Source organism: Athalassotoga saccharophila, from assembly GCF_009936215.1.
GTDB classification, from domain to species: domain Bacteria; phylum Thermotogota; class Thermotogae; order Mesoaciditogales; family Mesoaciditogaceae; genus Athalassotoga; species Athalassotoga saccharophila.
Genome location: NZ_AP019551.1, coordinates 1,031,586 through 1,054,515, shown reverse-complemented (window position 1 = coordinate 1,054,515; position 22,930 = coordinate 1,031,586). Strand labels below are relative to the sequence as shown.

19 protein-coding genes, 1 pseudogene and 1 riboswitch are annotated in these 22,930 nt (G+C 40.7%); of the genes and pseudogenes, 5 read left to right on the top strand and 15 right to left on the bottom strand.

The annotated features are described in order from the left end of the window. The gene (locus ATHSA_RS05230) at positions 1-726 is read right to left on the bottom strand and encodes a basic amino acid ABC transporter substrate-binding protein (RefSeq protein ID WP_161848083.1); all 726 of its coding nucleotides are present in this window, start codon (positions 724-726) and stop codon (positions 1-3) included. A gap of 226 nt (positions 727-952) precedes the next feature. On the opposite strand from ATHSA_RS05230, the pseudogene thrC reads away from it, so the two are divergent. Both thrC and ATHSA_RS05220 read left to right on the top strand, forming a co-directional pair. Beyond that, positions 953-1,993, top strand: a pseudogene (gene thrC / locus ATHSA_RS05225) (threonine synthase). Further along, positions 1,990-2,817: a homoserine kinase gene (locus ATHSA_RS05220; RefSeq protein WP_161848082.1), complete on the top strand. Its 828-nt coding sequence runs from the start codon at positions 1,990-1,992 to the stop codon at positions 2,815-2,817. The pseudogene thrC and the gene ATHSA_RS05220 overlap by 4 nt, the downstream one beginning before the upstream one ends. On the opposite strand, the gene ATHSA_RS05215 is transcribed toward ATHSA_RS05220, so the two are convergent. The 14 genes from ATHSA_RS05215 to ATHSA_RS05150 all read right to left on the bottom strand — a co-directional run bounded on the left by ATHSA_RS05215 (position 2,804) and on the right by ATHSA_RS05150 (position 19,289). Further along, a complete protein-coding gene (locus ATHSA_RS05215; RefSeq protein WP_161848081.1) occupies positions 2,804-3,763 on the bottom strand; it encodes an aspartate-semialdehyde dehydrogenase in 960 nt (319 codons plus the stop codon). The genes ATHSA_RS05220 and ATHSA_RS05215 overlap by 14 nt on opposite strands. Position 3,764: 1 nt before the next feature. Beyond that, positions 3,765-4,973 carry an aspartate kinase gene (locus ATHSA_RS05210; RefSeq protein WP_161848080.1) on the bottom strand — a complete coding sequence of 403 codons (1,209 nt, stop codon included), beginning with the start codon at positions 4,971-4,973 and terminating at the stop codon, positions 3,765-3,767. A 95-nt stretch (positions 4,974-5,068) separates the two neighbouring features. Next, the gene (locus ATHSA_RS05205) at positions 5,069-6,715 is read right to left on the bottom strand and encodes an IS1634 family transposase (protein WP_232060051.1); all 1,647 of its coding nucleotides are present in this window, start codon (positions 6,713-6,715) and stop codon (positions 5,069-5,071) included. A 347-nt stretch (positions 6,716-7,062) separates the two neighbouring features. Then, positions 7,063-8,841, bottom strand: coding sequence for a glucoamylase family protein (locus ATHSA_RS05200; RefSeq protein WP_161848079.1), 1,779 nt, complete (start codon positions 8,839-8,841; stop codon positions 7,063-7,065). 39 nt (positions 8,842-8,880) lie between these two features. Further along, on the bottom strand, positions 8,881-9,465 hold the full coding sequence (locus ATHSA_RS05195; protein ID WP_161848078.1) for a carbohydrate binding domain-containing protein: 585 nt from the start codon (positions 9,463-9,465) through the stop codon (positions 8,881-8,883). 29 nt (positions 9,466-9,494) lie between these two features. Further along, complete coding sequence (locus ATHSA_RS05190) at positions 9,495-11,825, bottom strand: GH36-type glycosyl hydrolase domain-containing protein (protein ID WP_161848077.1); 2,331 nt, start codon at positions 11,823-11,825, stop codon at positions 9,495-9,497. Continuing rightward, a complete protein-coding gene (locus ATHSA_RS05185) occupies positions 11,822-12,343 on the bottom strand; it encodes a DUF1467 family protein (RefSeq protein WP_161848076.1) in 522 nt (173 codons plus the stop codon). The genes ATHSA_RS05190 and ATHSA_RS05185 overlap by 4 nt, the downstream gene beginning before the upstream one ends. Positions 12,344-12,352: 9 nt before the next feature. Next, positions 12,353-13,180: a carbohydrate ABC transporter permease gene (locus ATHSA_RS05180; RefSeq protein WP_161848075.1), complete on the bottom strand. Its 828-nt coding sequence runs from the start codon at positions 13,178-13,180 to the stop codon at positions 12,353-12,355. A gap of 8 nt (positions 13,181-13,188) precedes the next feature. Next, positions 13,189-14,091, bottom strand: a complete 903-nt coding sequence (locus ATHSA_RS05175; RefSeq protein ID WP_161848074.1) for a carbohydrate ABC transporter permease — start codon at positions 14,089-14,091, stop codon at positions 13,189-13,191. Positions 14,092-14,095: 4 nt separating this feature from the next. Further along, positions 14,096-15,352: an extracellular solute-binding protein gene (locus ATHSA_RS05170; protein WP_161848073.1), complete on the bottom strand. Its 1,257-nt coding sequence runs from the start codon at positions 15,350-15,352 to the stop codon at positions 14,096-14,098. A gap of 47 nt (positions 15,353-15,399) precedes the next feature. After that, positions 15,400-17,100, bottom strand: coding sequence for an ABC transporter substrate-binding protein (locus ATHSA_RS05165; protein ID WP_161848072.1), 1,701 nt, complete (start codon positions 17,098-17,100; stop codon positions 15,400-15,402). Positions 17,101-17,114: 14 nt separating this feature from the next. Further along, positions 17,115-18,134, bottom strand: a complete 1,020-nt coding sequence (locus tag ATHSA_RS05160; RefSeq protein ID WP_161848071.1) for a LacI family DNA-binding transcriptional regulator — start codon at positions 18,132-18,134, stop codon at positions 17,115-17,117. 244 nt (positions 18,135-18,378) lie between these two features. Continuing rightward, a complete protein-coding gene (locus ATHSA_RS05155; protein WP_161848070.1) occupies positions 18,379-18,756 on the bottom strand; it encodes a RidA family protein in 378 nt (125 codons plus the stop codon). After that, on the bottom strand, positions 18,753-19,289 hold the full coding sequence (locus ATHSA_RS05150; RefSeq protein WP_161848949.1) for a GNAT family N-acetyltransferase: 537 nt from the start codon (positions 19,287-19,289) through the stop codon (positions 18,753-18,755). The genes ATHSA_RS05155 and ATHSA_RS05150 overlap by 4 nt, the downstream gene beginning before the upstream one ends. Positions 19,290-19,457: 168 nt before the next feature. Beyond that, positions 19,458-19,565: riboswitch (TPP riboswitch) on the top strand. A gap of 43 nt (positions 19,566-19,608) precedes the next feature. Here ATHSA_RS05150 and ATHSA_RS05145 point away from each other — a divergent pair. From ATHSA_RS05145 to ATHSA_RS05135, 3 genes are all read left to right on the top strand, one after another. Continuing rightward, positions 19,609-20,592: a thiamine ABC transporter substrate-binding protein gene (locus ATHSA_RS05145; RefSeq protein WP_161848069.1), complete on the top strand. Its 984-nt coding sequence runs from the start codon at positions 19,609-19,611 to the stop codon at positions 20,590-20,592. Then, positions 20,589-22,169, top strand: coding sequence for an ABC transporter permease (locus ATHSA_RS05140; RefSeq protein WP_161848068.1), 1,581 nt, complete (start codon positions 20,589-20,591; stop codon positions 22,167-22,169). The genes ATHSA_RS05145 and ATHSA_RS05140 overlap by 4 nt, the downstream gene beginning before the upstream one ends. A gap of 156 nt (positions 22,170-22,325) precedes the next feature. Next, entirely contained in the window at positions 22,326-22,928 is a 603-nt protein-coding gene (locus ATHSA_RS05135) for a CBS domain-containing protein (protein ID WP_161848067.1), read from the top strand. Positions 22,929-22,930: the final 2 nt, after the last annotated feature.

The window sequence follows — 22,930 nt, the reverse complement described above, 5'->3', positions numbered from 1 at the left end:
TTACTTTCCGAAGTACTTATCGACAAGAATTGTTAACTGACCGGAACTTCGCAATTTCGAAAGTCCATCGTTTATCTTGGAAAGCAAATCGCTATTTCCCTTGTTTACTGCTATACCATAATTTTCATTCGTTATTATTATCCCAACAATTGAGACGGGCTGGGTCTGGGCAAATCTTTCGGCGACAGGGCTATCGAGAACTACTGCGTCAACCTCGCCGTTCAAAAGCGCCTGAAGGGCATATATAAAACTTTCGTATCTTACTATACTTTTCAGTATATTCGTCTTCACAAGATTATCACTTACCCACAGATCACCGGTTGTCCCCGTTTGAACGCCTATTTTGTGATTTCCGAAGAGAACGGTCAGATTGTAATTTGAGTCTTTCTTGACTATCACATCCTGATCCGCAGACCAGTAAGGAGTCGAAAAATCAACGACTTTTAATCTCTCCGGCGTTATCGTCATGCCCGCTATAGCGATGTCTATTATTCCGGATTTAAGAGCGGGTATGAGAGAGTCAAAGGACATATCCCTTATCTCAACCTGAAATCCTTCCAAACTTGCGATCGACCTTATGAGATCCATGTCAAAGCCGACATACTTCCCATTGTCAACGTATTCGAATGGTGGGAAATCGGCAGAGGTGCCAACTATGTAAGTTTTCGAAAGAACAAATGAACCAAAGACCAAAAGTGCAATCAAAACAACGGAAATCTTTTTCATTTTCATACCTCCCTTCCTGTTTGGAAAATTATACCATAAAATTTAAATGATAAATGATTTAAATTTAATTTGCATTCAAGAGTTAAAAACATTAACACGTATTCTTTAAGATTTAGAATTTTCACCTTACACGACGCGTTATGTGCTATGTGAGCACCCGTCAGAGAGATTCTGATTTGAATTTTATTTGGTATATAATATGCAATAAAAATGGAGGGAAAAAAAGATGGAAAAACTTCTTGAAAGGTACGCGAAATTTTTGCCGGTAAATGATAAAACTCCAATTATAACGCTTGGAGAGGGTTTTACTCCACTTCTAAAGGCTAAACATATAAGTCAGATGGTCGGAATAGATCTTTACCTTAAATACGAAGGGATGAATCCTACGGGATCATTCAAAGACAGGGGAATGGTAATGGCCATGGCAAAAGCCATCGAAGAAGGTTCAAAGACCGTTATATGTGCGTCTACAGGAAACACCTCCGCGTCTGCCGCCGCTTACGCGACGTCCTTTGACTTGAAATCGATAGTTGTGATCCCTGCGGGTAAGATCGCGATAGGAAAACTTGCCCAGTCTTTGGTCTACGGTGCAAAGGTCGTCCAGATAGAAGGCAATTTTGATGACTGTCTTAGACTGGTAAGACTTGCAAGCGAAAAATTTCCGATAACCGTGGTTAATTCTATAAATCCGTACAGGCTTGAAGGTCAGAAAACGGCCGCTTTTGAGATAATCGATGTCCTTGGCGATGCCCCCGATTACCACTTTCTGCCTGTTGGAAATGCCGGGAATATAACGGCTTACTGGATGGGTTATAAAGAATATAAAAATGCAGGCTTTTCTTCAAAATTGCCACGGATGATGGGATTTTAGGCCGAAGGCGCTGCTCCTATAGTGAGAGGGTTCCCGGTAGAGCCAGAAACCATAGCAACCGCAATAAGAATAGGAAATCCAGCGAACTGGGAAAAAGCGCTAAAGGCAAGAGACGAATCTCATGGCGTAATAGACATGGTGTCTGACAGGGAAATACTTTACGCCCAAAGCCTTATAGGGTTGGAGGGTATCTTTTGCGAGCCGGCATCGGCCGCTTCTGTCGCAGGTATATTGAAAATGAAAGAAAAGGGCCTTTTCAAAGGCGGGGAGAAGGTAGTCGCTACTTTGACCGGAAATGGTTTGAAAGATCCTCACGTTATCGAGAAAGAATACGAAAACAAGATCAAGGTTATCCCCGCAAAGTTCGAAGATTTTGAAAGGGAGATAGAATCATGAAATTTGTCATTTCGGCCCCGGCAACGATCGCGAATGTCGGAAGTGGCTTTGACACATTCGCAATGGCCATAAACTTAAGAAATGAAGTGATCGTGGAAGAGTCCTCAGGCCTTTCAATTATTGAAAAGGGAATAAAGGTAGAAGGAGAAGACCTGTTTTTGAAATCTTTCGAAATGATGATGAGAAAATACAATCTTGATATGAATTACAGGATAGAGAAAAAGACTTTGATTCCTCCCAAAAAAGGACTTGGATCGAGTGCGGCCTCGATAGTTTTGGGAATAGCAACGGCGATGTCGATAAATGGCACTTTATCTCGAAAAAGAATTTTTGAAATCGCCTCTGAAATGGAAGGTCATCCAGACAACGCGGCCGCATGCGTCTACGGTGGTTTTACCGTAAGTGGTCATTTCGAAAATTACATGGCGAGATCTCTTTCTCCAATTTTTACGCACCTGACGATAATAATTCCTCCATTTTCTACCTCTACCCATGAGGCACGAAAGGTCCTTCCCAAAATGATCTCCTTAGAGGATGCCGTCTTTAACATCCAGCGTGTGGCAATGGTAGTTGCGAATGCCGGAAAAAAGATGGAAAAAGAATTTTTCGAGGATAAACTTCATCAAGAACAAAGACTTTCTCTTTATCCAGAGTTGAAAGATTTTTTTGAAAAGATAAGATCAAAAACGAATGATCCCGTCTTCATATGCGGATCCGGCAGCGCTTTGGCCGTATCAGGAGTCCATCATTTGGAAGTTCCATCAGGATGGGAGGTCCTTCAAAAAAGTACCTCCAAAAGAGGACTTATCGTCAGACATTTATAAAGTATTCAAGAATTTTTACGGCATTTGTGGCAGCACCAACTCTTACGTTGTCTGCAACATTCCAAAACATCAAGGCATTCGTTGGAGATATTCTCGCCCTTCCAACGTGCGAGAGATCGCTTCCCTTTATCTCGATGGGGGTAGGATAATCATCCCACACTTTGACGTAAGGAACGGCTTTCCATGCTTTTAAGACTCCATCGAGATCGAAAGACTTTTCGAATTCTGCCCAGACAGATTCCGAATGGCCGTAAAGTACCGGCACTCTTACGGTCGTGGCTTCGACTACACAATCACATTCCATTATCTTTCTTGTCTCATTGTACATCTTCATCTCTTCTTCGGAAAAGCCATTTTCGAAGAATGGACCTATCTGGGGAATGCAATTGTAGGCTATCTTTTTTGGATAAAACTTCGGGACGATATTTCCCTTCATCTCCATTTCGAGTTCTTCTATGCCTTTGTGACCGCTTCCAGATACGGCCTGCATCGTCGTAACGACCACGTGTTTTAAATGGTAAAGATCGTGAAGTGGCTTTAGGGCCATCACAAGTTGAATTGTAGAACAATTAGGATTTGCTATTATTCCGCGATAATTTTTCAAGACGTGCGAATTGACATCGGGCACCACAAGTGGAATTTTCGGATCCATTCTGAATGCAGAAGAATTGTCTATGACAGTCGTACCGTAATTTGCCGCTATGGGAGCAAAATGCTTGGAAATCTCTTTTCCGGCAGAAAAGAGAAGAAAATCGAATCTTTCCTTCATTGCCTCCTCAGTTAAAACCTCAACGGGAATATTTTCATCGTGAAACGGGATCTTCACTCCCTTCGATCTTTCTGAGGCAAAGAGTCTAAACTCATCAAAGAAATGTCCTCTTTCTTCGAGTACCTTTACCATCGTTCTGCCAACCTCTCCGGTTGATCCAACGACTCCTACTTTCATCTTATTCCTCCAGTCCAAACCTTTTCGCAACGGCTTTAGCAGCCTCTTTTATCTTTTCCCTTTTTACGATGCATGAAATTCTACTGTTGGATGTGCTTATCATATCTATATTCGCACCTACAGATGCTATTGCATCAAACATGTTGTAGACTATCTCTGAAGACCCAACAATGTTGACCCCTATTATCGAAATCTTTGCCATAGTGTCGTCAAAATGAATCCCGCCAAGTTCAATTTCATTCTTTAACATTTCCATGGCCTTTAGAGCATCTTTAGATTCCTCTTTTGAGACTGTGAAGGCTATATCATTTTTTCCATCTTTGTGCATGCTCTGAACTATCATGTCTAATGAGACATGGTACTGTGCGAGTTTCTTGAAGGTTGCCGCGGCAATACCGGGAATATCTGGCACATTTGAAATGACTATCTTGACAATGCCTTCGTCAACGCTTAGAGATCTGACAAGAGGTTCTTCCAATTTACCAGCCTCCTCAACAATTGTTCCATCTGATTCTTTGTGTGCATGTTTTACAACGACTTTAACATGATACCTTCTGGCAAGTTCGACGGATCTTGGATGGAGCACCTTTGCCCCATTTACCGCCATTTCGATCATCTCATCGTAAGACACTTTATCGAGTTTTTTCGGCCTCTCTATGTACCTTGGATCTGCCGTGTAGACTCCGTCTACATCTGTGTATATTTCGCAAAGATCTGCACCTATTCCATAAGCAACGGCCACAGCCGTGGTATCGGATCCGCCGCGTCCGAGAGTTGTTATCTCTCCATCTGGGCTTATCCCCTGAAAGCCCGCGACTACAGGTATAAATCCATCGTCCAAAAGTGAGAGTAACCTTCCTCTGTAAACCCTTTTCAAAGTTGCCCTCGAGTGCGTTGAATCAGTATCGATACCGGCCTGAAAGCCAGTCAAAGAGATTGATTTTTTCCCAAATTTTGAGAGTGCCGAAGCCATAAGCGCTATCGATACCTGTTCACCGGTGGATGCTATCATGTCGTACTCTCTCGGACTTGCATTGGGATTTACCTGATTTAGGAGATCTATCAAATAATTCGTCGTCTTCCCCATTGCGGATACAACGACGACGATCTTATTTCCACGATCGTAATCTTCAGAAATCTTTTGTGCTATCTTCAATATCTTTTCAGTACTCTCGACCGAAGTACCGCCGTACTTTTGAACTACGATCATCTCTTCCTCCGGCAAAGTCTTTGGTCTAATATTAGCACTATATCTTTATTTAATATTTTCAAATTTATTAAATCCCACATTTCGCACATCTTTGATCAGAAATAATATTTTTCATATTCAACTCCCAAAAGTCTTATCACTTTGATCTGCAAATCTTTTAAATTCGCTATCTGTGTGGTTGTTTGCCCATCTGTAACCACATTTACAACGGTTATGTTCATGAAGTTCTGACATATCCACCTGAATGTCGGCCTGTTTGTCGGCTTTTTCAACTGATTCGGAAATGTTTGCCCTGTCTCTTTCAATGTGCGCCTTATTTCCCATTCCGAAAGCGAGTACACCAATAACGTCAATACCATTATCATCACAAGTGCCTGAATCCGTCCGGGCTTTTTCAGATACACATCGCTTACTCCGAAACTTTTGTCTTTCAAAAACCTGAATCCTCTTTCGACCGTTGTCTGGTTTTTGTAATATTCGAGCACTTTTTCATCTTCAAGTTCAATGTCGTTCGTTGAAAGTATGAATCTTCCGAGTTTTGCTTTGGCCTTTTCAACCGCTTCTTCATTCAGACCTATCTCAGCATCTATTTCATACATTTCTATCGTCGGATCCCCATCTTTAGGCCTTCCTCTTTTCCCGTCAGTTCTGACTCTTACGCTCTTTATCTCAAACTTGTCGTATTTGAAAAGAGGATGAGCTTCCATCCATTGTCTGGACTTGTTTATTCCGTCTTCAGAACAAAAATACCGTTCTTTCGTCACAGTCTTTTTCAATGACTTTTCCGCTTCTGTCTTGCTTTTTTTCAAATGCCTGTCAAATGTTTTCAGTTCCTGTTCTTTAAGATATTTCGAATTCACCATTATCCATTTTTGTTTTATCCCGCCGTAATTGCTTATTTCGGAATACACTTCATATCCTTCAATTTTGGTCGGACGAAATTCAACTTCTTTATTTAGCATTTCTTCAGCCTCTTTTATCGTAGACGGCACATGGCTTATCCAGTATGTTGTTCTGAGTTCGCTAATGTTTTCCGCAGTGTAGAAAGCACTGTCTGCCACATGATAGACTTTCTTGTCTTTGTCAATGTTCTTCCTGATTGCTTTGACCATTTCTTTGATCGACTCTTTATCCGATTCGTTCCCGTTGTATGTTTTGGCAAACATCGGCATTCCATGCTGATTTACAACCATCCCTATCACGAATTGTTTCAAATCCTGTCTGTGATCTTTCGAATGACCGAAGGTGATCTTAAAACCATTCGTCCCGTCTTCCATCTCGTAATTGCCGCTTACACTCACGCTTGTGGTATCGGTGTGAACGAGGTGAACATCCATTTCAAGTTTGTTCAAAGCGTGCGCCGCTATCTCTTGAAATAATTCCGTTGGACCGTAATCATAAATCTTGTCAAGCACTCTGCCGAGAGCGTCATCGTTAAGATCTTCCGGTTTAGTTCCTTCGCCTAAAAGTTTCTCAACATCCCAGTTCTCAAAATAACTCCCTGCAAAGTACAATCTCCTGTCAACAAAACCAAGCCCGAGTATGATCATCGCTTTTATTATCGCAGACGTTGAAAGATTGAAGTTCCGGACTTTCGGTATTCTCTTTTCAATGACCTCTCCCATTTCAAATTTATCAAATGTCCCAGCCACAAGTCCATGGTGATCAAGTTGCTTTGTAGTGATTTCCATTTTTCTACCTCCGCTGTCTTTTTCAAATAGATCATAGCAGCAGAAAGGCATAAATCAATGGACTCTATCCGAAACGGTAAATAGTGGTATAATCTTTGTGATGTGCGTCAAGGTTACAGCAAATGCTTCTTTGGCTATTACTGACTCTAATCATTTCCCACTTTCAATTTTAAAACATGAGTTTCAAATAAATCCAAAAAACTGTTTTTTATCTGCGGAAAGTGGGTTAAATCTTAATTTAAAGCACATATCGAAACAAAAAAGCGAAGGGAGAATCCCTTCGCATTAAAATATCACTCTAAAGTTGAATATTCATTTACCTGTAAGTTGAGTGCAGGATGCCTCGGGTAAACAATGACAAGTAAAGAGTGAGTAGGTCTAAATTGAAAATTGCCAAATTACTTCGAAAAACCTATGTTCGCGATGTATATTGTGCCTTCTTTGACGTTGTCGACGTTATTTTCAAAGACAAAGGTCATCTGAATCAGTTTCGAAAAGTCCACAGGTTTCGTCCACGAGTAAACAGACATTTTGTCAAAAGGAATGACAACCTTTGTCCACTCATTACCGAGGTTTACGTAATAATATTCAACGCCGTTGTTCGGACTTTTTAACTCTATTTTGAAATTCATATCCTGAGAACTTCCTTTGGCGTAAAAGACAAGAGATGAATAGCCAGAAGCATCGAAGGTCTGATTAAGATTTGTATTTGCAAGATCCATCCATGTACCGTTGTAAGCGCCGCTCTTTTGGACGTTGAAATTTATCTTCCATGCATGTCCAAATTTTTCATCAGAAACTATATTTGCATTCACATCAGAGGGAGAAGAGGTTCCACCAGTCCATACGCCAAGACCGTAATTTCCGTAAGGACTTGAGAAATTTTCAACTACCGTGTACGATGTGCTTTGTAAACTTTGGGATCGTTCAATCTGTGACTGTTCTTCGGAGGATTTTATAACTTCTGGCCCTATCAAATCGATTGCCTTTTGAACGTAGGGTATCTGCATGAAATATTTCCAAACCATGCCAGTGTAATAATTCTCTGTCATCAATACCTCTATTCCGACATCTATGCCTATGTAATCGAAATCTCTCCAATTCTGATCGAGATTGAAGGCATCAACGAATCCATACCGGCCATAGAGTTCATTTTTAAGTTCCCACATCTTTAAAACCGCCGCTTTCGATCTGTTTGGAGTGAATGGAAGCGCACCTATCATCGCGTAAGGTGCAACGGTCCCATCTATTCCTCCAGTTATCGATCCATATGCCTGATAACCATTCGGTCCATCGCATGCGGACAATCCCCAAAAGCCTTCTTTGAATGTCTTGTACTGGGAATTATCATTCGCAAATTGCATGTCGTACTCTATGGCCCTCTTCGAATTGTCCCATAGATTTCCAACGTATTTGAAATTCAAATCTTTGAAATCTATGTAAGCCTGAGAGTAAAGATAGGTGAACATGCTTTCATCTGAACTTGCCCAGTGTTTCAAATTGCCAGATCCGTTTTGAGACCATGTAACTATCCAGTACCCCCAATCTTGAGGCGATATCGGATAAGTAGGAGATCCTATGGCAAGGATGTACATCAACGCAGCCTCGCTGTATCCGGTCCAGTAAGATTTGGAAAATCCGCTTTCGGGATACCACGCCATGTCCAAATAGGCTGTGTTATTCGTCATCCATTGCCAGTCTATACGCTCGTAAAGTTCATCTGCCAATTTTTGAACCTCTGTTCCGGGAAAATACTGGCCTGCAAAGAGTGCTCCCGCTATGAAAAGTGTTGTGTCTATAGGAGAAACCTCTGATCCGCTTGCCCTCTGGCCAGTCCAAAGATTCAAAAAGTGGTAGTAAAAACCATGCTCGTTTGGTAAATCTTTGAAGTATTCAAGTGTTGTTAGAATTCTATTGTAAACGTCCTGCTTTGGAATCCAGCCGTGATCTGCACCTATACATAACGAGGTAAGTCCAAATCCAACGGCCGCTATCGATGAAGGAGAATCCCATGTGGTTCTGTCTCTTACAAGTCCATTAGATGGATTTACCTCATTCCAAAAATAAAATACGGCATCTCTTTCATTTTTTGCAAGAATCTCATCGGGATTGTCTTGAGCCATTGCGATGCCTCCTACTATCAAAAGGGCAAGAAATAACACAAAGAATTTTTTCATTTCATCACCTCAAAAGAAGGCACCTTGACGGTGCCTTCTTTATTTCATGAAACCTATGTCCGCAATGTAAAGATGGGCCGTGTTTAAGACGTCCAAATTATGTTCGAAAACAAAGGTACCCTGTGTTAACTGAGAGAAATTGGTTTCATTTGACCATGAATACTTCGTAAAATCTTTGAATGGAATCTGGACAAAGGTCCAGTACTTGCCTATGCCGCGAACATAATAATATTCCACGCCGTTATTTGGACTTTTCAGTTCTACCTTGAAAGTTATAGGTGTCGATGAATCAGACTTTGCGAAGAAGACGTAAGAAGAATAAGCAGATGCATCAAATGATTGATTCAGATTTTGATTTGCAAAAAGCACGTATGTCCCGTTGTAAGACCCGTCTTTTTCAACGTTGTAGTATATGTCCCATTTGTTTCCAAAAAGTGTGCTCGAGACTATCTGTGCACTTGCATCAGTTGCCGATGATGTACCTCCCGTCCACGGACCAAGTCCAAAGTGACCAAATGGGCTTGAGAATGGCTCTATGATGTAGTAATTAAAAGTTACCTGAGCAAGGGCCATTCCGATCGCTAAAACCAAAATTGCCGAAAAAACCAGTGCTACTTTTTTCATTTCTTTCCCTCCTTATTTTGAATTTTGGATCAATATTTTACCTTTACTTTATGGATTCCCTTCAAATAAGGTATGAGATCCCCATCTATTTTCTTTCCATCGACAAAGATAGTGCTTTTTGAGTCGAGGCCTTTCATCTTTGGATTTTCGATCTCGACTGTGTATTCTCCGCCTCTTACGGTGAATGAGAATTTCGCACTCTTCCATGTCTTTCTTGTCGATGGTCTGAAAAGAATTCCATCTTTGACGGGCTTTATCCCTATGTAATACTCTATTATCGATCTGTAAAACCATCCGCCCGATCCCGAATACCATGTCCAGCCAGCCCTTCCGCTCTTTGGAGAAAGCGGTCCATCGCTGTTACCTGGAGTTACGTAAGGTTCGGCCATGTATATCTCGGGCGCTTTTACGAATCGTTTTATAGGAGAAATAGATTCGTAAACTTTGTCTGAAAGGTTTGTATCCCTTCTCTTCCAGGCAGACCACAAAGTCCAAACGGCCGCATGAGTGTAAACTCCTCCATTTTCTCTGGATCCAGGAGAATATCTGCTGAGGTACCCAATTTTTGGATCAGGCCTTGTAAGCGGTGGCGTAAAAAGCAATGGACCATAATCGGTTATGAGTCTTTTTTTCACATTTTCCATAGCCTTTTCTAATTTTTCATTGTCGCTTATTTCAGATATCACGGCCCAGTTTTGGGCATTTAAAAAGATCCTGTCATCATTTTTGCCGCCAAGCACTATTCCATCGTCTGAGGTAGCCCTGTCAAACCAATCTCCATTCCATGCGCAGGAGTTGAATGAATCTTTGATCTCTTTTGCCGACTTTTCAATGAATGCTTTTTCATCTTTACTGAGTGAAAAGGTTTCCTGAACTTTGGAAAGGATGTAATAAAGGAATTCGCTTACCCAGAAACTTTCTCCTTTTCCATTTTTACCAAGACCGTTAAGACCATCGTTCCAATCCCCGTTAAATATAAAAGGTATTCCTCTCTCCGATCTAGCAGACATCACGCTCTTTATACTCCTTATGGCATGATCTTTGAGAGTACCGCTACCACCGTCTAAAAAGGGAACTTCTTCTTCGAGTATTTTGGTATCTGAAGTATGAGATATGTATTCGGTAAGTGCAAATGGAAGCCATAAAAGGTCGTCTGACCACCTTTCCGAAGGGTGCCAGTTTGTAAGAGGAAGCCACCAGTGCTGGACCGTTCCATCATTTCTTTGGTGGGCAGCATGGAGTTTTATTTGATTTTTTGTGATCTCGGGATCAAGCCATAGAGCCGCAAGACTGTCTTGAAGTTGATCGCGAAATCCATATGCACCTCCCATCTGGTAATACGCAGTTCTTGCCATAAGTCTTCCACCGATCGCCTGATATGGAAGCCATTTGTTTATCAAAAATTCTACGTCTTTGTCCGGAACACTTATTTTGAATTTACCAAGGAAGTCTTTCCAGTGCGACTCGACTTTATCTTTTAAATCATCGAAATTGACCTTATTGTATTTTTTCGCGATCAAAAGCGCCTCTTCTTCACTCTTGCCTACGCCTATAAAGAAGTTAAGTGTCCTCGTATCTTGAGAATCTACATCGATCTTGACGTGAAGGGCATTTATGCCGTCCACGTGCCTGTCCTGATTCATATCGCAAATTCCATTTTTAACGGCCTGAGGTCTTCGAATATCTCCATACATCCCGATAAATGATCTTTTGTCCGTGTCAAATGAAATGACCTTTCCGGATGTCGAATGGACAAGAACGTAAGGATAAGAATCATTCCAGTTAAGCCATAGATATTTTTTGCTTAATATGGCCGAATGATCTTTTATGAATCTGGTTTCAAAGAAGAGTTTGTGAAATTCGCGATGGAAATCGGCATTTGTGCTCATGTTGAGTTCAAAATATGAAAAGATAGAAAGGTGAAGTTTATCTTTGCCCTTGTTTTTGAAACTCAAATTTATAACCTCTCCATCATCGTCCATAGGTATGGTGACATTCATCTCAACATCGAATTTGGAGAATTTCGCGTTGAATTTTACAATTCCCGGAGAGAAGGTAATGGTATACTTCCCCTTATGCTGGACTGGCTGAAATGTCGGAGAATAAATCTCGCCGGTCTCATCGTCACGGATGTATATGTACCTTCCGTAATCATCCTTTACGAGATCTTGAACCCATCTTGTCAGCAAACTCTGAGATGCATCAATGTAAAAGGAATATCCGCTTCCGCTTTGTGAATAGATAGAGCCATACCTTCCATTCGTTAAGATGTTTATCCAAGGCATCGGAGTTTTTGGATCAGTTATGACGTAATCTCCATTTTCATCAAAATATCCATATTTTGTTTTGAAATACTTCATTGACCTGCCTCCCTGTGTAATGTATCGTAATATTTCGTTATTTCATTTGTCTTTCCACCAACCAAAGAGAAGATATTCTCGTACATGCTTATCTTCGATTGATCCGATGTTCTGTGTATTAATTCGGCCAGAACGTAAAGTATGTACGGATTTCTATTTCTTACGGTGTTTTGAAAGTAAGTCTCAAGATCGCTCGTTGGCATGGTGGCAATCAATTTCATAACTTCTTTTCTGGCCTTTTCAACAACCGGCGGAATTCCAAAGATCGAGTTGTCTTCAAACATCGTTGAAATCTGAGTAAAACCCACATAAGTTACGTACTTTTGAAGTTTGGCATCGAATATCTGGTAACCGTTAAGAGCATCGAGATATTTTCCGGCCTTTAGAGCCTCTTCGGCCTTGTTGTAATTTTCAACTGCAAAGTCTTTCGTTTGAATCCACGCTGCAACGTATCCGGCAAAGAAGATCGCAAAAACTACCAATGCAATGACAGAGTAAAGGATGATCTTTTTCTTCAAATCGATCGCCTACTTGAAAGAGACATTCGTAAAGGCTCTGATGAAATATTTTTGAAGGAACAAAAAGACAATTAATATAGGCAAAGTTATCACAACTTCACCCGCCCACAGCACCTGTATATTTTGGCCGGGGATCGAACTTGAAAACATCTGAAGACCAAGTTGAACCGTCCACATGCTCGGACTTCTTAAATAAAGTAAAGGACCGAAAAAGTCATTCCACGCGCCCATAAATGTCAGTATCGCGATCGTCGCTAAAACTGGCACACTCATGGGAATTATTATTCTTGCGTATATAACCGGATCACTCGCACCGTCTATCCGGGCTGCCTCTATGACCTCATCCGGAATTTGTTCCATGAATTGTTTCATAAGGAATATGCTATAGAATTGAACAAAACTTGGAATTATAAGGGCCCTGTAATGGTTAACCCATCCCCAGTTGTAGAGCATTGTGTAAGTTGGTATGAAAAAGAGAACACCTGGAATCATCAAGGTAAAGAGCATGAAACCGAAAAGGGCATTTTTCCCAGGAAACTTCAACTTTGCAAGCGCAAAGGCGGCCAAAGAATCAAAGAAAAGGTTAAGCAAAGTTACAGATCCGGCTATTATTAAGGTATTTTTGAAAAGCAATAAAACGTCAAGATCTTTGAAAAGCCCGGTGTATCCAGACCACGTCCATGGCATAGGAATTATCATCGACGGATTGTTCAAAAGTTGTGATGGAGTCATGAATGAACTCATAACCATCAGAACGAATGGATAAAGAGTTATTATGAGTCCTATACTTAAGAGAATGTATGCCCTTGTTCTTTCTCTTCTTTCTTGCTTTAGCATTTGATCACCTAATTTCTTTCCTGAAGAACTTTAAGCGTTATGACCGTTGCTATGATTATCAAAATGCTGAGAATAAAACCGAGTGTTGACGAATATCCCATCTGAAATTTACTCAACCCTTCGTCATATATGTAAAGCACAGGAGTCATTCCGGCCTGATCCGGCCCTCCCGTGACACCAAAATTCACGTAAACTTGGGTGAACATCTGAAGCCCTCCTATCGCGTTCATGACCATTATGAATACTATCTGTGGCCTTAAAAGCGGAAAGATTATTCTCCAGAAAATAGTACCTTCTCTTGCCCCGTCTATTCTTGCCGCTTCTATGAATTCGGTCGGTATTGTACCCATTCCGCCAAGCAAGATTATCGCCTGAACTCCGAAGGACATCCATGAGGTTATGACCGCTATAACGGGCATTATGAGTATCGGCGTTAAATTCCACACTATTGGCTGACTTAAAATATGCCATTTAACAAGCAAAGATTGAATGGGGCCATAGGGAGCGGTTATATTTCCGAGCACAAGCATCACAACAACAACTGAGGTTATAGTCGGTACAAAATAAGCACTTCTGAAAAACGCATTCCAGAATTTATTCCCATTAGAAATTTTGAAGAGCAAATAGGCTACAAGTAAAGCGACAAAGAAGGTTAAAATTATGAATATCGCCTGATTGTAAAGGATATTGACAATGCTTTTCCAAAAAAGCGGATCTATAAATCCATTTATCCAGTTTTGGAATCCAACAAACTTTATCGACTGCGGCGCCACAAGGTTGTAATTCAAAAAGGTCATCTTTATTCCAAGCCATAAAGGATAGACGCTAAAAACCAAAAAACCAACGATCCAAGGGGCTACAAAGATGTAGCCCCATTTGGATCTTTTAAGTGTTCTTAGAAAATCCTTCATGACCTCATAATCCCGAACTCAAAGCGGCCTGGGCATTTTTTGCTGCTATCTGGAGAGCCTGCTCGGCCGTTGGAATTGAATTGTTGACAACGTATTGACCCCATGCGTTTAAAACGGCTTGGGTAACTCCGGAGTTTTGCTCAAATGGGTTCGTAACGATAACATGAGCAAGTTGATCAACGTAAGGTTTCACATCCGGTTTCATGAAGAATGGATTATTTGCGTTCTCTTTGACGGACGGCAGCCATCCTATCTCTTCGCACGCTTGAAGTTCATTTTGTGGTTCCATTAAGAATTGGATGAACTTCCATGCCCCTAAATCCTTTTGTGGCGTTGATTTGAAAACTATCAAAGGTCTTTGAGCAAGGGTAGACCAGTGAATGGCCGTTGCAGAATCCGAATTTGTGGGTATCGGAGCAAGGCCATAATCTTTACCGTAAACCATAGGACCTCCCGTTGAATTTTGAAGGTTAAAGGTCCACCCATAGGCGAATTGAAGCCACATTCCAACGTTTCTTCCAAAAATAGAAGCCTGCTGCATGCCTGATGGACTGTATTGTTGGGCCTCCTTGCAGAATTTCAAGAAATCTACGAAATGTGCATCGGGATTTGTAAATTCAAGTGAAAGACCATATTCACCTATCAAATGAGGATATTTTGCATCGTTGAAGTTGTAGTATATCTGTTCTAACATACCCCAATACCAAGAATATTGAAGCATCTCATTCCAGAAAAATTGACCGTAGTATTTTCCGTAAGGACCGGGCGGGAGTTCACTTATCTTCTTTGCATCGTAAAGGTATTCGGCAAAGGTCTTTGGCGGATTATCCGGGTTAAGTCCTGCAAGTTTAAAGATCGTTTTGTTGTAAAACATCACCTGTGTCGTTACCATCCAAGGTATGTTGTAAACTCCACCATTGTAAGGGAAAATACCGGTTATGAGTTCAGAAGCTATCTTATCGTATCCCGGCATTTTGGTAAAATCGAGCAGAAGGCCATTTTGAACGTAATTCATCGAAACCGGCCCTATGAATATATTCGGAGCATTGCCTGCCGCGACAAGTGCCGCTATCTGACCGCCACTTGGTTGGGCCACTACCTGAACGGTTATGTCCGGATTTTGTTTTTGGAAGATCGGGATCACACTTTGAAGGTAGTTAAAAGATTGCGCATCTGGTGGTGCAATAGTTATGGTGACTGCCATCGCCGATCCAACGATTAAGATCAAAATCATAGAAAAAACGAAAAGATACTTTTTCATAAATCATTCCTCCCATCGAGAAAAGGCAGGATAGACCCTGCCCCAATTCATTTCAAATGCACGTTCAAAGCGATCATTTCGCCTTCAGCCGATCCTATACCTGCACCGGTCGCGTAAGGATGAGACTCGGAAGGCCATCCGGTGAAATTATTTTCGCTAAAGACATCAAATTCTGTTCCGTAAACGACAGGAACAAATGGCATATCCTGTACAAAGATCCTCTCTATGGTGTACATGGCCTGCTTCTGAAGGCGCATATCGCTTGTTTGCGAATAGGTATTCAATGCGGCCGTTATCAGAGGATTGGTATATCCAGACCAGTTAGAAGATGATGTTTGTCCAACTGGCGCTGTAAATGATGGATTGAGTTCCTGGTTAAAATAGAAGTAAGGAGTCGGACCGCTTCCCGTTGCCCACGCAAAGGCCATGTCGTACATTCCCTTTGTTATTGTTGACCACCATGATCCGAATGATTCCTGATCTATTATCGTGTTTATGCCGAGTTCTTTAAGGTTTTGGGATATTATCTGAGAAATAGTTAGATAATCAGTCCATCCCGCAACGACAGGTAATTTGTAAGTTGGAAGGACTTTTCCATCAGGACCAACGAGATTACCATCTGCGTTTTTCTTAAATCCTATCGATGCGAGTAATTCCTGTGCCGCTTTTGGATTGTACTGCGCAAGAGAAACATTCAATTCTGTCAAAGTCGGATCGAGCCATTCGGACTGCTGGGCCGGAAGTATTCCGATGGCGCTTGAAGGACCTCCAGCGTTGAAATAGGCCTTTTCTTCTGCCGCTGATCTGTCTATTGCCATCGATATTGCCTGTCTGAAGACTGGATTATCGAAAGGATACTTTCTCGTGTTCAGATAAAGTATCAACGTGCTATTCATCGGCCACCATATCTTGTTAACGGCCGGATTTTTGCCCACCCATGTCTTTTGAACGTCAGGAATATAGACATAACTCCAGTCCGCCGTGCCTTTTAGCAATTCAAGCATTACCGTAGTATTGGACTCAACTGATCTCACGACTATTTTGTCTATATAAGGTCTTCCTACCATCCAGTAATTTGGATTTTTTACAAGCGTTATAGTGTTGGTCGTTGGATTGAAAGAATCAAGCAAGAACGGACCAGTTCCAACTGGATTCTGATTTGGATATGTCGCAGGATCTGATAACTTTGACCATATATGTTCTGGAACTATGAGTTGTCCAAGCAATGCGTAAAGTAAAGGCGTATTTGGCTTCGAGAAGGTGAAGATCACGTTATCACCGCTTGCAACAACGCTTTGAAGGTAATTGTCTTTGGCCCACAATGATCCCAAATCGAGTGCCGGATATTTTTTGATCAGGTTAAACGTGAAAGCAACATCATTGGCTGTAAATGGCGTACCGTCAGACCACTTGACTCCCTTTCTAACTGTAACTGTAAGGGTTAGGTTATCGTCTGACCATTTGTAAGATGTTCCGAGCATGGGTGTAAGTTGGCCAGTCAAACTGTTGACATAGAAAAGACTTTCATAAATCATGTTTTGCATCTGCAAAGTCTGAGAAGTAGGCAAAAATGGATTGACGCTATTTGTCAATTGTCCCCATGGCATAACCACATTTAAGGTACCCCCGTATTTGACATTTCCCCAGTTAACGATCGCAGGGCCCTGTGTTGTAGATTGTGCCAATCCAAAACTTACGGCACCGATCAAAATGATCGAAAAAATCAAAAGTGTCAAACCCTTCTTCATAAAACTTCCTCCTTTCAATTTGTGGAATCGGTTTCACAACCACATGAATTTCTCACGATCAGCCTTGTGCTCAAAACAATTCTCATGGGAGATTTAACGAGATCTTTTGAATTTATCCTGTCGAGAATCGTCTTTGCCGCCATTTTTCCGATACTGTGCATGGGTTGATGTACTGTCGTCAAAGGTGGTTGAATGTACCTTGACCAGAATGTATCGTCAAAACCAACGACGGCGATTTCTTTCCCAACCTTTATTCTTTTTCTTTCTAATTCTTCTATGACTCCGAGGGCCATTTCATCGTTGGCGGCAAAAATGGCCGTCGCACCGTTTTTGAGGCAATTCTCGACTGCATTTTTACCACTTTCTTTTGTAAAATCTCCACGGCACACAAGACTTGGATCGAATTCAATGTCATTATTTTCAAGGGCAAATTTGTATCCGCGAAGCCTTTCGACGCTGTCGAAACTTTTCGCAGGCCCGGTTATAAATGCGATTCTTTCGTGTTTGTGGATCTTTATCAAATGTTCTGTCATCGAATATGCGCCGCTAAAATTATCAACTAAAATTACATCCGATCCATGGACATCTTCTCCAAGATATACCACAGGAATTTCAAATTTTGTAACTTTTTCAACGGTCTGACTGTCTACCTGTGGATCAAAAATTATTATTCCATCGATCCTTCCAGAACTCATGAGAGATAAATATCTTTCGCGGTTTTTTTCTGGAGAATTCGATTCGAAAGTCATAAAAAGTGTGAAATATTTGTTCTCGCTTAGCACCTCTTCGACTCCCTGGATTACCTCTCCATAAAAAGGGCCAGTTACCGAAGGCAAGACAAGTCCGATTGTCATAGTTTTTTTCTTGCTCAGATTTACGGCTTTCGAATCCGGAACATAGTTGTGGAGTTTCACGAGTTCGAGTATTTTTTTCTTTTTATCTTTTGAAATGTAACCGGTACCATTAAGTGCACGTGATACGGTTGATTTAGATACTCCAGCCATTTTTGCAATATCATCTATCGTCGTTTTCAATTTATCTTCACCTTCTTTATGGAACCGATTCCACACAAAATCATACAACTTATTTCTGAAATTTCAAAATACGATTTCAGGAATTTAAGGGCGAAATTCAGAAAAAAACGGGCGATTTATGCGATTTATTGACTTTATCTTTTGATATCTCGAATATCCTTTAAATATACTGAATTCACTTTAAAAGCCGAATAGTCATTCATGGTGAAGCGTACCACCCGCCACACGCTACATTTGAAAAATTTCATTTCAATACGCCTATGAGTTCTATCTCTATATCTGCATTTCTTGGAAGATTTGAAACTTCCACAAATGACCTCGCAGGTTTTGAATTTGAGAAGTACTTCTCGTATACAGCATTTACACGGCTGAAATTCCCCATGTCTTTTACAAAAACGGTAACCTTCACAACTGATTCCAAATTCGATCCGGCAGTTTCAAGGATTGCTTTGATGTTTTCAAAGATTCGAATTGTTTTCTCCTCGATTTCGCCCTCCACAAGTTTTCCATTTTCCGGATCTATCGGAAGTTGGCCAGAAACAAAAATAAAATTGTCAGCAACAACTGCTTGAGAGTAAGGTCCTATCGCCTTTGGTGCACGTTCCGTGGATATGTACCTCATGAATTCATCCTCCATTCTTCTTTTAAAATACCCATTATTATTTCATCGTGGTATTTCCCATCCCTGAAGATTTGAGATCTAAGAGTGCCTTCGATTTTGAATCCTACCTTTTTGTAGGACTTTATCGCACGATCGTTAAAGGCAAAAACGTGAAGTATTATCTTGTGAATATTCATCTCCGAAAATATGAAGTTCACAAGTATTTCCATTGCGTCTGTACCATATCCTTGAGAAAGGAAAGGTTTGCCCAAAAAAATTCCAACAGTGGCAACACTGTTTTTCCAATCAAGTTCGTTTATACCGCACCCACCGATGTACTGACCGTCTGATATCCTTTCTATTGCAAAACTGTAATGTGAAGGATTCCTTGAGGATAATTCTTCGTACCATTTTTCTTCCTCTTCGAATTTCCATGGCAAGGGGACATCGGGAGCAAGGTATTTTTTTACCTCCCAGTCGTTAACGTATTGCCAAACAATCGGAAGATCATCCTTGTGATACTCCCTTAATCTGACAAGATTTCCATAAAAAATATTCTCCTTCATTTTTTCACCTCAAACAATTATACTAAGTCAGTTTCAAATTTCGAATATTTGTCCCGGCAGGATGGCACAAATGACGAGTAAAAAAGTGAAGAACGAGAGGTGAATAGATTCATTATACACACGAATTTGTTATAAATGAGGGAAATCTGGTATAATAGATACGTAACGGGGAGCCAGTGAACTGGCTGAGAGGAGGCTTAAAGTCTCGACCCTTTGAACCTGATCCAGGTAATGCTGGCGAAGGGAAATAAGGATAAACTGGCCGTCTCCGTTTGGGACGGTCTTAATTTTTTGGAGGTGATAATGAATGAAGAAAGTCGCGATCTTTGCCATAGTAATTTTGATGGCAATTGCTGGATTTTCGGAAACTCTGACTGTTTACACCTACAGCAGTTTCGTATCGGGGATAGGAAATGAAATAAAGCCTATCTTCGAGAAGATGTATGATTGCAAAATCAACTTTGTATCGATGAGCAGTGGAAACCTTGTGGCCAGATTGATCCTTGAGAAGTCGAATCCGCAAGCAGACGTTGTCATTGGTCTATCTCAAAGCCAGATTCCGCAAGTGATCGATCAAAATCTCCTCATTTCTTACAAGCCAACTGATATCGCAAGTGTCGTGAACAAATCATTTTTGATAGATCCACTCTACAGGGTAATTCCCTTCGATTACGGTGCTCTCGCGATAGATTACAGTAAAAGTCTTAAGGATCCCCCAAAAACCTTTGATGACCTTTTGAATCCACAATACGCACATACGCTCGTGATAGAGGATCCAAGAACTTCTACAACGGGCCTTGACTTTTTGCTATGGACAATAGCGATATATGGTGATAAATGGCAGGATTACTGGCAAAAACTTATGCCAACTGTAAAAACTATAACGAGTGGATGGGACACGGCATTTCAGATGATCGAAAATGGAGAGGCCAAAATGATGGTGAGTTTTGCAACTGACGAGGCTTACAATTACTATTATTACAACGGATCTGATATAGGAGTTATCATTCCAAATGATGAAGCATATGTCATGGTAGAATATGCCGGAATAGTGAAAGGCACAAAGCACCTCTCTCTTGCACAAAAATTCATTGATTTTGTGCTCTCCAAAGATTTTCAAAGCGCAGTTCCCCTTAACCAATGGATGTATCCTGTAACGGATGTATCTCTTCCTCAGGTATTCATAGATCATGCCCCAGTTATAACAAAGACTGTTAATATACCTATGGAAGAGATAAAAACTTCTCTTTCAAAATGGATAAACGAATGGACTCAAATAGTTATTAAATGAAAAGCAGGTATATTTTTTCAATTTTACCCGCCGCGATCTTCACGGCGGTCTTTTACCTTTTACCCATTATAGTTCTATTTGCCTATACTTACAAAACAGGAAGTTCTGTTTTCAATTCTCTTAACCTTCGAATACTCAAGTTCACATCTTATCAGGCCTTCCTTTCGACTTTAATGTCTTTTGCGATGGGCCTTCCCGGCGCTTATCTTTTGGGAAGAACCCGCTTTAGATTCAAAGGGATATTTGCAGCCCTGTCAACGGTGCCTTTTGTTATGCCTTCGATTTCTATGACTCTCGGATTTATTTCCTTTTTCGGTCATAACGGTATATTCAATTCTTATTTTCTCTGGCCAATCTTCCATGTAAGATTCGAGCCACTCTTTACCCTTCTCGGGGTTGTAATGGGAAATGCTTTTTATAACTTTCCCCTTACAATGATGATAGTTGGAAGTGCTATTTCAAATCTCGATCCACTTTATGCCGAAGCGGCTCGAATAGACGGGGCTTCTAAATTCAAAAGTTTTTTATTCATCGAATTGCCAATTCTTTTGCCATCGATACTGAGTGCTTTGATTTTGACATTCATATATTGTTTCACCTCCTTTGCCGTTGTTCTCGTCATAGGGGGTGCCCAATTTTCAACGATTGAAGTTCAAATATACATGTATCTAACAACGATCATCGATTTCAAGGGGGCTATAGATCTCACAATCTTACAGATCGCTTTGATAGGATCGATAGTCTTCATCTTTGGTATTCTAAGAAAGATCGCGGGAATATTTTCGCAAGAAATTTCACGTTCAAATTTCAAATTCCCGCTGTGGGGGATTCTTTATCTGGCAGGAATAAGCATCTTCGTGTTTGGTCCAATAATCTCACAGGTATTTGCCGGATTTTGGAACTTTCAAAATTCAACATTCACGCTCGAATGGATAGATCATCTCTTCTCTGGAAGGATGAATCCTTACATAGGAAATTCCGTTATCGCCGCGATTTTATGGACTGGTATTTTCTCGTTATCGTCGGCGATTCTAACGGTGATTTTATCTATAACCTCAGCCTACGCCGTTAACAAAATAAAGAGTGCCATTTTTGATATCATTTTTACCTCCTCTCTTGCAATTTCCCCCGTGATACTGGCATTTGGATATTTGGCACTTCAAAACTGGATACCTCTTAATTTTCCATCTGAGATCATCCCGATATACACAATACTTTCATTCCCAATAGGTTTTCAAACCTTTTTGTCCGGCTGGCAGAGGTTTCCAGAGGAGATAGATGAAGCGGCATCGGTAGACGGTGCAAACTGGTTTCAGAGATTAACGTTGATAAGAATTCCAATATTAAAGCCTCAAGTGATCTCTACTTTCTTTTTCGCATTCGCAATCTCAATGGGCGAGATGAGCGCGACTATGGTACTTTACAATCCCCAATTTCCAACTATTTCGATAAGCGCCTACAGGTTATTTTCATCGATGCATGTGCCAGAAGCCCAGGCACTTGGTTCTATTCTTACCATTGCAACTTTTGTCGTGTTTTACATTCTCGAAAAACCATTATTTAGAGAAGAACAATAATCATGATTTATAGCAATTTTGACGTTTTTAATGTAATTATCACGTAATTGAATGTCTTTATCTCCAATTTTTGCAAATTATCTTAAATTTGCTTTGAATTTTTATTTTTAACATTTTTTGTTGTATGATCTTATCTGTGGGAAAGGAGAGAAGATAATGATAATAGAAGAGTGGATGAAAAAAGATTTTGCCACGGTTGATAAAAGTGCCACTGTTGGTGACGTTAAAAGGATCTTAAGGGAGTACGGATCAAATTGTTGTATAGTCTCGACGCAAAAAAGGTTTGAAGGCATTGTAAGATCGGAAGAAATTCTTGGAATGGATGATTCGTTGCCTGTATCAAATTACATTCGAAAAGTTCCATACACTTTAAGTCCGCAAGATACTCTCGACGAAGCGGCCGTTTTTTTTCTTGAATCGGATTTTGAATTGCTCCCCGTTATTTCAGAAGAGGAGATCGTTGGGGTTATATCTATCTTTGACATTCTCGACGCTTTTACTCAGATGGCTGGATTCGGCGAAGGTGGAATAAGGCTTGAGGTAGAACTTAAAGATAAGCCCGGATCTTTAAAGCATATATTAGATGTTCTATATCTTCATTCAATGAATGTTTTATCAGTTCTCATTTATCCGGGAAAGAATATAGGTGAAAGGGTCGCAATAATAAGAGTTGAAGGAAAAAATGCAAAGGAACTTTCTAAGATTTTGGATGTCAACGAGATAAGTTACAATTCAATAATAAAAGAAGAAAAAATATGAAA

Bases quoted from the DNA above. Each gene is read 5' to 3' on its own strand.
- ATHSA_RS05230 (WP_161848083.1), bottom strand. From the start codon at position 726: ATGAAAAAGATTTCCGTTGTTTTGATTGCACTTTTGGTCTTTGGTTCA.
- ATHSA_RS05220 (WP_161848082.1), top strand. From the start codon at position 1,990: ATGAAATTTGTCATTTCGGCCCCGGCAACGATCGCGAATGTCGGAAGT.
- ATHSA_RS05215 (WP_161848081.1), bottom strand. From the start codon at position 3,763: ATGAAAGTAGGAGTCGTTGGATCAACCGGAGAGGTTGGCAGAACGATG.
- ATHSA_RS05210 (WP_161848080.1), bottom strand. From the start codon at position 4,973: ATGATCGTAGTTCAAAAGTACGGCGGTACTTCGGTCGAGAGTACTGAA.
- ATHSA_RS05205 (WP_232060051.1), bottom strand. From the start codon at position 6,715: ATGCCTTTCTGCTGCTATGATCTATTTGAAAAAGACAGCGGAGGTAGA.
- ATHSA_RS05200 (WP_161848079.1), bottom strand. From the start codon at position 8,841: ATGAAAAAATTCTTTGTGTTATTTCTTGCCCTTTTGATAGTAGGAGGC.
- ATHSA_RS05195 (WP_161848078.1), bottom strand. From the start codon at position 9,465: ATGAAAAAAGTAGCACTGGTTTTTTCGGCAATTTTGGTTTTAGCGATC.
- ATHSA_RS05190 (WP_161848077.1), bottom strand. From the start codon at position 11,825: ATGAAGTATTTCAAAACAAAATATGGATATTTTGATGAAAATGGAGAT.
- ATHSA_RS05180 (WP_161848075.1), bottom strand. From the start codon at position 13,180: ATGCTAAAGCAAGAAAGAAGAGAAAGAACAAGGGCATACATTCTCTTA.
- ATHSA_RS05175 (WP_161848074.1), bottom strand. From the start codon at position 14,091: ATGAAGGATTTTCTAAGAACACTTAAAAGATCCAAATGGGGCTACATC.
- ATHSA_RS05170 (WP_161848073.1), bottom strand. From the start codon at position 15,352: ATGAAAAAGTATCTTTTCGTTTTTTCTATGATTTTGATCTTAATCGTT.
- ATHSA_RS05165 (WP_161848072.1), bottom strand. From the start codon at position 17,100: ATGAAGAAGGGTTTGACACTTTTGATTTTTTCGATCATTTTGATCGGT.
- ATHSA_RS05155 (WP_161848070.1), bottom strand. From the start codon at position 18,756: ATGAGGTACATATCCACGGAACGTGCACCAAAGGCGATAGGACCTTAC.
- ATHSA_RS05145 (WP_161848069.1), top strand. From the start codon at position 19,609: ATGAAGAAAGTCGCGATCTTTGCCATAGTAATTTTGATGGCAATTGCT.
- ATHSA_RS05140 (WP_161848068.1), top strand. From the start codon at position 20,589: ATGAAAAGCAGGTATATTTTTTCAATTTTACCCGCCGCGATCTTCACG.
- ATHSA_RS05135 (WP_161848067.1), top strand. From the start codon at position 22,326: ATGATAATAGAAGAGTGGATGAAAAAAGATTTTGCCACGGTTGATAAA.